1 rRNA gene is annotated in these 537 nt (G+C 58.5%); it reads right to left on the bottom strand.

From position 1 onward, the window contains the following. Window positions 1-15: 15 nt before the first annotated feature. Window positions 16-537 (bottom strand): 16S ribosomal RNA (locus I8U19_RS17145); the annotation flags it as partial.

Genomic DNA, 537 nt, shown 5'->3' with positions numbered 1-537 from the left:
TGAAGAGCTCCTTAGAAAGGAGGTGATCCATCCCCACCTTCCGGTAGGGATACCTTGTTACGACTTCACCCCAATCATCTGCCCCACCTTCGGCGGCTGGCTCCCAGAAGGGTTGCCTCACCGACTTCGGGTGTTGCAAACTCTCGTGGTGTGACGGGCGGTGTGTACAAGGCCCGGGAACGTATTCACCGCGGCATGCTGATCCGCGATTACTAGCGATTCCGGCTTCACGCAGGCGAGTTGCAGCCTGCGATCCGAACTGAGACCAGTTTTTTGGGATTGGCTCCCCCTCGCGGGTTCGCTTCCCTTTGTACTGGCCATTGTAGCACGTGTGTAGCCCAGGACATAAGGGGCATGATGATTTGACGTCATCCCCACCTTCCTCCGGCTTTCACCGGCTGTCTCGCCAGAGTGCCCATCCGAAATGCTGGCAACTGGCGATAAGGGTTGCGCTCGTTGCGGGACTGAACCCAACATCTCACGACACGAGCTGACGACAACCATGCACCACCTGTCACCGCTGCCCCGAAGGGAAGC

Origin of the sequence: Thermoactinomyces sp. CICC 10523 (assembly GCF_016055105.1) — a bacterium.
Classification (GTDB): domain Bacteria; phylum Bacillota; class Bacilli; order Thermoactinomycetales; family Thermoactinomycetaceae; genus Thermoactinomyces_A; species Thermoactinomyces_A daqus.
Note: the sequence above shows the minus strand (reverse complement) of the source record. Positions and strands in the feature narration are given on the sequence as shown.